Origin of the sequence: Paenibacillus sp. FSL L8-0638 (assembly GCF_038593075.1) — a bacterium.
Lineage (GTDB): Bacteria > Bacillota > Bacilli > Paenibacillales > Paenibacillaceae > Paenibacillus > Paenibacillus polymyxa_D.
Genome location: NZ_CP151960.1, coordinates 170940 through 180000, shown reverse-complemented (window position 1 = coordinate 180000; position 9061 = coordinate 170940). Strand labels below are relative to the sequence as shown.

Below are 9061 nucleotides of genomic sequence, written 5' to 3'. Positions count from 1 at the left end.
AGCCCGGAATTTTCATGCCGCCTGTAAATTTACCCATATCATCATTAGCCAGTTCATCTGCTTTGGACAAAGCATCATTGACTGCAGTCAGCACAAGATCTTGCAACATTTCTACATCATCAGGATCTACAGCTTCCGGTTTGATCGTGATGGACAACACTTTTTTATGTCCATTTACCTCCACCGTCACAACACCGCCGCCAGAAGTTCCTTCGATTACTTTTCCGCCAAGTTCCTCCTGGGCTTTCAGCATTTGTTCCTGCATTTTTTTCACTTGCTTCATCATTTGGTTCATATTGTTCATTTCAATCATCTCCTTTAATGAAGTATACATCTAGACACTTGCTTTAATCTTTAATGACTACCAAATCTTCCCCGAAAAGTTGAATAGCTTCATCAATCCAGGGCTCCTTGGACTTTCCCGGCGCATCATGCTCCGGCTCTAGTTGCAATTCTTCGGCAGGCTGGTCGGAAACTCCTTCAATGGCAGCATTCCAATCCTTTTGCATCATCGTTACTAAACGATAAGGATGACCCAACTGCTCATGCAATACCTTCTCGATGACCTGCTTATTGGCAGGCTTTTCGGTAGTTTCACGATGAATATTGTTCTTAAATGCGACCAGTACACTGTCCTCTAACACAGAAACTGGCTCACCGTCCATAAACCAGGCATGAACCGTAACTTTCGCCTCTTTTACCCCTTGTAAAATCTGACTCCACTTACGCCCCGCTGCCGCGAATGCTTCGCTCGACTTCTCAGCGATATAGCGATCCAACTGGGAAGGGAGTTTGGCTGGTGCTGAAATCCGCGGAGCAGGGGCACGACCCCCGGAAGCCTGACGGCCACCCGACGATGCCTCCTGCCCCCCTCCAACGGCCAATCCACCTTGCAGCGCGCGTTCCAGTTTCTTTTCCAGTTCAGCAAGCTGGCGCTTCAACATTACGACATCTTCCTGGTCAGCTGCAGCGCCAGAGCGTTGTGCGGTCGGCTGAGCAACAGCACCTGCTTCCCCCGGAATACTACATAGCTTCAATAGAGCTACCTCAAACAAGGTTTGGGGCTGTACGGCATATTTCATCTCGCTCTGGTAACGATTAAGGGTGTCAATCATTGCAAAGAGTTGCTCCTTGGTAAAAGCATCTGCCACTTCCTTAAATCGCTCTGGATCCAGCACTCGCTCCGTCATTTTGGTCGCCTGAGGCACCATCTTGATCATTAGCAGATCTCGGAAATAGTACAGAAGATTCTCCATGCACTTATCTGCACTTTTACCTTCCTGCATAAAGCTCTCGATCATTTGGAGCACCGTGCCCACATCTTCTTTCAGCAATGCTAAGGCAAGCTTACCGAATTGCTCGGACGCAATACCTCCCGTCATGTCCAGCACCTGCTGATAAGTAACCCGACCATCTGTAAACGAGGATATCTGATCCAAAACACTAACCGCATCTCGCATCCCGCCATCTGAAAGACGGGCAATGTACTGCAGTGCATCCGAATCAGCCTGTATGTTCTCCTGTTGACATATCAGGTCGAGCCGCTCTGTCTGTTCTTCCAGCGATACACGGCGGAAGTCAAACCGCTGGCAACGCGAAATAATGGTAGCCGGAATCCGATGTGGTTCAGTCGTAGCCAATATGAACATCACGTGTGGCGGCGGCTCTTCCAGCGTCTTGAGCAGCGCATTGAACGCTTCCGTCGTCAGCATGTGCACTTCATCAATGATATAAACCTTGTGCCGCACTTCTGTGGGCGCATATTTGACTTTATCGCGCAAATCACGAATCTCTTCAACGCCCCGGTTGGAGGCTGCATCAATCTCCTGTACATCCATGACCGCTCCGGCCGTGATCCGTTTACAGGCTTCGCATTCGTTGCAAGGTTCCGGCGCAGGTCCATGCTCACAGTTGATTGCCTTGGCCAAAATTTTGGCCGCACTCGTCTTACCTGTTCCTCGTGGACCGCTGAACAGGTAGGCATGGGACGTGCGATTTTCGCGGATGGCATTCTGCAATGTCTGGATAATATGCTGTTGTCCTACCATGTCCTTGAAAGCCTGCGGCCGCCAAGCACGGTACAACGCTATATGTTCCAATGCGCGTTACCCTCTTTCCCATTCACTTTCATGACCATTCATGGTCACTTCATTATACTATACTCCCGTCCGAATCTAAACCAGACACCTTCCAATTTATAAAACACAAAAAAACATCTTCGCAATGATTGCCAAGATGTTCTAATTACCAATATATACCGTGCACCTGTTATTGATCGTTGTGATCCGAGCGGCAATCCTGAACAGCAACTCGGGCTAGGCAACCCTCCGGCACAAGAGTGGGCCTGCTTATGGCTGCTTCCTTCCGGACCTGACCAGGTTCACAAGTACTCATTGCGGAGGACCCAGCCGTCAACATTGTGCGCAGGGACCAGCCTCACATCAACAACACCTCTAACAGGAATTCAACCTCGCTATAGCGGATTGCGAGTTACAGGGCACCGCTACCTCCCCATCTAGCACGGTGAAAATAAGTATATCTTAAGGCCGCATAAAAAGCAAATACACATTATTACAAAAAGAGCCCTCTGCAGTCGCAGAAGGCTCTAATAACTTTATAACTTGCGGTAATCCATTAGATACCGTATTTCTTTTTGAAACGATCCACGCGTCCACCAGCATCAATAAATTTCTGCTTGCCTGTGAAGAACGGGTGGCAGGCGGAGCAAATCTCCACACGCAGAGATCCTTTCACAGAACCAGTTTCAAACGAATTTCCGCAAGCACAAGTGACAGTAGTTACGTTAAATGTTGGTTGAATAGCTTGTTGCATTGAACTTTCACCTCTTTCCGCCCTGAACGTCCTATCAGTCCAGAGTTGTATGAACACATGTTCACATTATAGCACTTGAATATGAGCGTTTCAACAACTCTTTTCTGCATTCAGAAACAGCGCAAAACAGATGTATTTCAATTACTGTGTGACCGTTTTAGGCCTTGGCAAATTTGGGACGTGCCTGCCCTTGCGGCGGTACATGAGTGTAAGAACCGATGACTACATCAGGCAGTTCCTCACGATAAATCTCAAGCATTTGCTTCATGCCAAGGATCTCACCTTGAGCAGGTGGAATCAATTCCAGATAGCTTTCAGGATCGATGTTCAAATTACGCATTTGAATCAGCTTGAGCTTAGTTCGTTTGGCAAATTCAATCATTGCCTCAATTTCTTCCTCTCGGTCAGTTACACCCGGAAAAATCAAATAGTTAATCGACGTATATACACCCTGCTCAGAAGCATAACGAAGTGATTTTTCCACATTAGCCAACGTGTAACCGCGCGGCTTGTAATACGCATTGTAATGATCGTCCAGTGCACTAATGGTACTAACGCGCATCAGATCAAGACCCGCATCCACGATTCCCCGGATATGATCGCTCAATCCCGCATTCGTATTGATATTGATGTATCCCATATCCGTAATGGAACGCACCTCTTTGATCGAATCAATAATCAGTTTGGCTTGTGTGGAAGGCTCACCTTCGCAACCTTGACCAAAACTAATGATGGATTCCGGTGTCTTCAAATGTTCCAGCATAACTTCTACAATTTCTTCGACGCGAGGACGGAAGTTCATTCTTGTCTGCGGAGATACGAAGCCACTGTCATCTGGCTGTTCAGATATACACCCAAAGCAACCCGCATTACAAGAATAAGATACCGGAACTCCCCCCTCCCAGCGATTCAGGAATGTATTCGAGGAAGTAAGACATTCGTAGCCAAGCGCACAGTTAGACAAATGTTGGTACAGCCGATTTTCGGGATATTGCTCCGTCATCCGCTGAACACCCAATTTAACTTGATGGCGGTCACAGTTTTCCGGATTCCACTTGGACGGACTGTCACTCTGCTCAGCCGTTACATAAAATGCTCCGTCTTTCCAGACTACGGCCGAATAACCAAACAAGGGAAGCTTGTACTCCTTATCGGTCTTCACGTATCCCGGCAGGCACAAGCGTGTAAAACCTTGCGGCAATAAAGCCCCTACTGCTTGCATATCTCCGGGAAGAGAAACCATTTCCCCTGTTTCAGGGTTCATACCGACCGGGCGAGTGCTGGGCAGGCTTACCAATGTAGCTCCTTCCGGTAACGGAATAAGCTCATCCTCCATGATTTCAACAATCATGTCTGCACTACGTGCAAGCCCATACAAAGAAGCATGATCATATACATTGCCTTTTTCGTCGGCATACACCAAATACATTTTGGAGCTCCTTTCGCTCCGTTAAGCCTACGCCATTAACAAAATGAATGATAACGACTGTGTACTTACGGAACAGATAAAATACATGAATGGGTTTTAGTTGGTTGAGGCCGGGACTGAGGCTGTGGTAGAACGCGTAGTTCTCCGTTGTTGCCCACCAGAACTGCTTTGCGAGCCACCAGAAGAAGGTGCCGCCAAATCAAACGAAGCCAGAAATTCAGCATTAGTCTTGCTATTACGCAGCTTTTTGAGGAAGCCTTCCACAAAATCATGGCTTTCCGTCATATTTTTACGAATGGCCCAGATCGTATCCAATTCTTCCTTGTTCAACAACACTTCCTCACGGCGTGTGCCGGAACGACGAATATCAATCGCAGGGAAGATACGACGTTCTGCCAGCTTGCGGTCCAAATGCAACTCCATGTTGCCTGTACCTTTAAACTCTTCATAAATGATATCGTCCATGCGTGATCCTGTATCAATCAGAGCTGTAGCAAGAATCGTCAAGCTACCGCCTTCCTCCACATTCCGAGCCGCACCAAAAAAGCGTTTTGGACGGTGAAATGCCGCCGGATCAATACCCCCACTCAAAGTACGACCAGAAGGAGGAATAACGAGATTGTACGCACGAGCCAAACGCGTGATGCTATCCAACAGGATGACAACATCCTTTTTATGTTCTACGAGACGTAGCGCACGCTCCAACACGAGTTCTGCCACTTTGATGTGATTTTCAGGAAGTTCGTCAAATGTAGAGGCCACAACTTCACCTTTAACAGAACGCTGCATGTCGGTCACTTCTTCAGGGCGTTCATCAATCAACAAGACAAAAAGCTCGATCTCGGGATTGTTGGTAGAAATGCTATTGGCAATTTCTTTGAGGAGAAGCGTCTTCCCAGCTTTGGGAGGTGCTACAATGAGTCCGCGCTGTCCAAGTCCGACAGGGGCCAGTACATCCATAATTCTCGTAGACAAATGGTTGGGGGAAGTTTCAAGGACTAATTTGGTTTGCGGATACAGTGGAGTCAGTGCAGGAAAGTGTAGCCGCTCAGCAGCTTGCTCAGGACTTCTTCCATTGACGGCGTTAACTTGAAGCAATCCAAAATATCGTTCATTCTCTTTTGGCGTTCGGCACTTACCGGAAACAAGATCGCCTGTTCTCAAGTCAAACTTGCGGATTTGTGAAGCAGAGATGTAAATATCTTCGGTACTCGGGAGATAATTGATCGGCCTCAGAAAGCCGTAACCTTCAGGAAGGATTTCCAGAACCCCTTGCATAAACATCAATCCGCTCTTCTCAGCTTGTGCACGCAGGATAGCGAAAATTAGTTCTTTCTTCTTGAGCGTTCCGTAGTACGGGATCTGGTATTGCTTGGCCAGCTTGTACAGGTCGGTCAGCTTCATTTCTTCCAGATCGGAAATTTGCAGATCCATATAATAACCACCTATTCAATTATTAAGTCCATTCATACATCTAAATGATAGACAATGATATCATAAACACCATTAACATAATTTTAACCAAAACAAATAAAGTTATGCAGCCATCTGCCTGGATTATACCGAATTATTCCGGTTTTCCGATAATTGATTGTTAGGTATGAACCACAATCCTTTATCAAGCAGCGGCTGCACAGGTGTTGCCCGTTCTATCGCTTTCGTTCCGGGAGTTCGAAAAAATTGCACGGCTTAATTATTCAGTCTGCCGCCATACATCCGCGCCCAAAAGACGCAGGTTAGAGACAAGGTGATCATAACCACGGTCAATGTACTCGACACCCGTCACCTCGGTTACGCCTTCGCTTACTGTAAGTCCAGCAATGACAAGGGCCGCTCCGGCGCGCAGATCTGCCGCTTTTACTTTAGCTGCATTCAATCGACCACCCTCTATAATGGCAGACCGACCCTCTACGCGAATTTTAGCCCCCATACGCACCAGCTCAGGGACGTGCTTAAAACGACTGCTGTACACAAAATCGCTCAATACACTGACACCCTGCGCTTGGGTAAGCAAGCTGGTCATGGGAGATTGTAAATCTGTGGCGAATCCGGGGTATATCAAGGCTTTAACGTCGACATGTTCATAAGAAGGTGCACCCAGTACGCGAATACTTTCATCATATTCCTCGATGCCGATGCCCATTTCCTGCATTTTTGCAGTGAGAGCCTCCATATGTTTGGGGATTACGTTGTCAATCAATACATTTCCACGGGTTGCCGCAGCAGCAATCATGTATGTGCCCGCTTGTATACGGTCAGGTATGATGGAATGACGGCAGCCATGTAGCTCCGACACACCTTCAATTCGAATCGTCTCCGTACCGGCGCCTTTAATAATGGCCCCCATAGAGTTTAAAAGGGTTGCTACATCTATAATCTCAGGCTCTTTAGCCGCATTTTCAATAATTGTGGCGCCTTTGGCACGTGCTGCCGCCAGCATAATATTAATGGTAGCGCCTACGCTGCTAACATCCAAGTAAATCTTGGTTCCGCGCAATTCTTTGGCGTGCAAATGAATAGCGCCGTGCTCGTTCGTAACCGTGGCACCCAGCGCTTCAAAACCTTTGATATGCTGATCAATGGGCCGGGGTTCGAAATTGCACCCTCCTGGCAAACCGATGATCGCTTCCTTGAATCTGCCCAGCATGGCTCCCATCATATAATAAGAGGCTCGTAATTTCTTAACAGGCCCATTCGGCATAGGAATGGATTTAATAGAGGATGGATCTATTTTCATCTGGCTACCTTCCCAGGCAACCGTTGCACCAAGTTCCTCCAGTATTTCGGAATACACCGCCACATCACTCAACAGTGGCAAATTGTCCAAAATGACTTCCGACTCTGCCAGAATGGCTGCGGGAATCAAGGCGATGGCACTGTTTTTGGCACCGCTGATGGAAACTGTACCCTGAAGCGGCCGTCCACCGGTGATCATCAATTTTTCCATAAGCTTGAGGGTCCCCCTACGTGTTTTGCAGTCGGTCAAACAATAATCTCAAATCAAAATTTTTAACTTTTTTAGTGGTGAAAATGGAAAGACACCGGCTAAGCGGTGTGCTTTCCATACCAAACTATTCAACTGTACAGATTTAAGTATTTTGTGCAGCAGAACTACAGCTACAACTAAGAAATACATCTAGCCTGTGCAGACGCACGACCAGTTTAACTTATTATTACGCTTTGTTGTTGGAACCGAACTCACGAATTTTACCGATAACGGTTTGTTTAATCGCTTCACGACCTGGAGCGATGAATGTACGTGGGTCATAAGCATCCGGTTTCTCAGCAAGCACTTCACGAACCACTTTCGCAAATACGATTTGGTTCTCAGTGTTTACATTGATTTTGGAAGTTCCCAAGGAGATTGCTTTTTTAATGTCATGTGTTGGGATGCCAGTACCACCGTGCAGAACGAGTGGAAGTTTGATTGCATTGCAGATCTCTTCCATTTCTTTGAATCCGAGGTTTGGCTCGCCTTTGTATGGTCCGTGTACGGAACCCAGTGCAGGTGCCAGTGTATCGATACCTGTTTCGTTAACGATACGCAGACAGTCGTCCAACTTAGCGTACATTACGTCGCCGACAACATCATCCTCTTGACCGCCAACCATTCCAACTTCAGCTTCAACAGAAACGCCTTTGGAATGAGCATATTCAACCACTTTTTTCGTTGTAGCAATGTTTGTGTCGATTGGGCTGTGGGAATCGTCAATCATAACGGATGTGAAACCAGCGTCGATAGCTTCTTTACATTTTTCAAAGCTGGAACCGTGGTCCAAATGGATCGCAACCGGAACGGTGATTTTCATGTCATGAATAAGACCTTCTACCATTTTAACTACAGTGTAGAATCCGCCCATGTGACGTGCTGCGCCTTCAGAAACACCCAAGATTACTGGGGATTTTTCTTCTTCAGCAGCGCCCAAAATAGCTTGAGTCCACTCCAGGTTATTAATGTTGTATTGACCTACTGCGTATTTTCCTTCGAGTGCTTTGTTCAACATGTCTTTCATAGATACCAATGGCATGGTTACAGTCCTCCTAAAGGTGTTTGGGTTTGTCTATATTTTTAGCCGACATCACATACGGGCTTATTATACCACAACCCATGTTAAATACTAAACAAGCTTTTGCATATCAACACATACAAAAATCACGCTCAGGACGCCGTTTTTCGATAGAATTGTATAAGGAGAGGATTTACTTTCAGTATTTCCCATAATCACAAACAAAAAACCCTGTTGTGTTAACAGAGTTCTCAACCACCGTGACTCACCTAGTCACCTCTGAGTTGTTTGTTCACAGCAATCCGCATTTCGTCAATATCAAAGGGCTTGGTAAAATGCATTAGCGCACCTAGCTCCGTCGCCTCTTTAATCATGTCCAGTTCTCCATATGCTGTCATCATAATAACCTTGATATCGGGATTCATGGTTTTTAGATGTTTCAGAATTTCGAGTCCGTCCATACCTGGAATTTTCATATCGAGCAGAACCAGATCAGGTGGTTCCTTCTCAACAATTTCAAGTGCAATTTTCCCGTTCGCCGCCTGAAAGGTCTCATAACCCTCACTTCCGAACACTTCCATCAGTAAAATCCGTATTCCATTCTGGTCATCGACGATTAATACTTTCTTCTTTTCCAATGTTTTAACCTCCTAAGATCTTAAAACGAGGATCATGCAGCTATTGCCATAACAGCGTCCGATGACGTACAATATCCGTCCCATACCTAAAACTATATTCGCTCCTGCAAAAAGAAAATCCTTCTCTAATACATAATTGTGGAATATTCTTTCAT

8 protein-coding genes and 1 other RNA gene (1 of these 9 running past the window's edge) are annotated in these 9061 nt (G+C 46.4%); all 9 read right to left on the bottom strand.

Annotation, left to right across the window (positions count from 1 at the left end; all coding sequences use genetic code 11):
* Window positions 1–304, bottom strand: partial view of a YbaB/EbfC family nucleoid-associated protein gene (locus MKY35_RS00730; RefSeq protein ID WP_013308226.1) — the 5' portion only. It extends 8 nt beyond the left edge of the window; only the first 304 of its 312 coding nucleotides appear in the window; the start codon lies at window positions 302–304; its stop codon lies off the left edge, out of view.
* A gap of 43 nt (window positions 305–347) precedes the next feature.
* Entirely contained in the window at window positions 348–2099 is a 1752-nt protein-coding gene (gene dnaX / locus MKY35_RS00725) for a DNA polymerase III subunit gamma/tau (protein ID WP_039275096.1), read from the bottom strand.
* A 158-nt stretch (window positions 2100–2257) separates the two neighbouring features.
* Window positions 2258–2524, bottom strand: an RNA gene (ffs, locus tag MKY35_RS00720) — signal recognition particle sRNA large type.
* Between the two features lie 110 nt (window positions 2525–2634).
* Complete coding sequence (gene rpmE / locus MKY35_RS00715) at window positions 2635–2832, bottom strand: 50S ribosomal protein L31 (protein WP_013308223.1); 198 nt, start codon at window positions 2830–2832, stop codon at window positions 2635–2637.
* Window positions 2833–2989: 157 nt separating this feature from the next.
* On the bottom strand, window positions 2990–4261 hold the full coding sequence (locus MKY35_RS00710) for a radical SAM protein (protein WP_103050206.1): 1272 nt from the start codon (window positions 4259–4261) through the stop codon (window positions 2990–2992).
* Window positions 4262–4357: 96 nt separating this feature from the next.
* Complete coding sequence (gene rho, locus MKY35_RS00705; RefSeq protein WP_029514891.1) at window positions 4358–5695, bottom strand: transcription termination factor Rho; 1338 nt, start codon at window positions 5693–5695, stop codon at window positions 4358–4360.
* A 259-nt stretch (window positions 5696–5954) separates the two neighbouring features.
* A complete protein-coding gene (locus MKY35_RS00700; protein WP_029514892.1) occupies window positions 5955–7208 on the bottom strand; it encodes a UDP-N-acetylglucosamine 1-carboxyvinyltransferase in 1254 nt (417 codons plus the stop codon).
* A gap of 226 nt (window positions 7209–7434) precedes the next feature.
* Entirely contained in the window at window positions 7435–8289 is an 855-nt protein-coding gene (fba, locus tag MKY35_RS00695) for a class II fructose-1,6-bisphosphate aldolase (protein ID WP_013308219.1), read from the bottom strand.
* 248 nt (window positions 8290–8537) lie between these two features.
* Window positions 8538–8906: a response regulator gene (locus tag MKY35_RS00690; RefSeq protein ID WP_013308218.1), complete on the bottom strand. Its 369-nt coding sequence runs from the start codon at window positions 8904–8906 to the stop codon at window positions 8538–8540.
* Window positions 8907–9061: the final 155 nt, after the last annotated feature.

Bases quoted from the DNA above. Each gene is read 5' to 3' on its own strand.
- rho (WP_029514891.1), bottom strand. From the start codon at position 5,695: ATGGATCTGCAAATTTCCGATCTGGAAGAAATGAAGCTGACCGACCTG.
- fba (WP_013308219.1), bottom strand. From the start codon at position 8,289: ATGCCATTGGTATCTATGAAAGACATGTTGAACAAAGCACTCGAAGGA.
- rpmE (WP_013308223.1), bottom strand. From the start codon at position 2,832: ATGCAACAAGCTATTCAACCAACATTTAACGTAACTACTGTCACTTGT.
- MKY35_RS00700 (WP_029514892.1), bottom strand. From the start codon at position 7,208: ATGGAAAAATTGATGATCACCGGTGGACGGCCGCTTCAGGGTACAGTT.
- MKY35_RS00710 (WP_103050206.1), bottom strand. From the start codon at position 4,261: ATGTATTTGGTGTATGCCGACGAAAAAGGCAATGTATATGATCATGCT.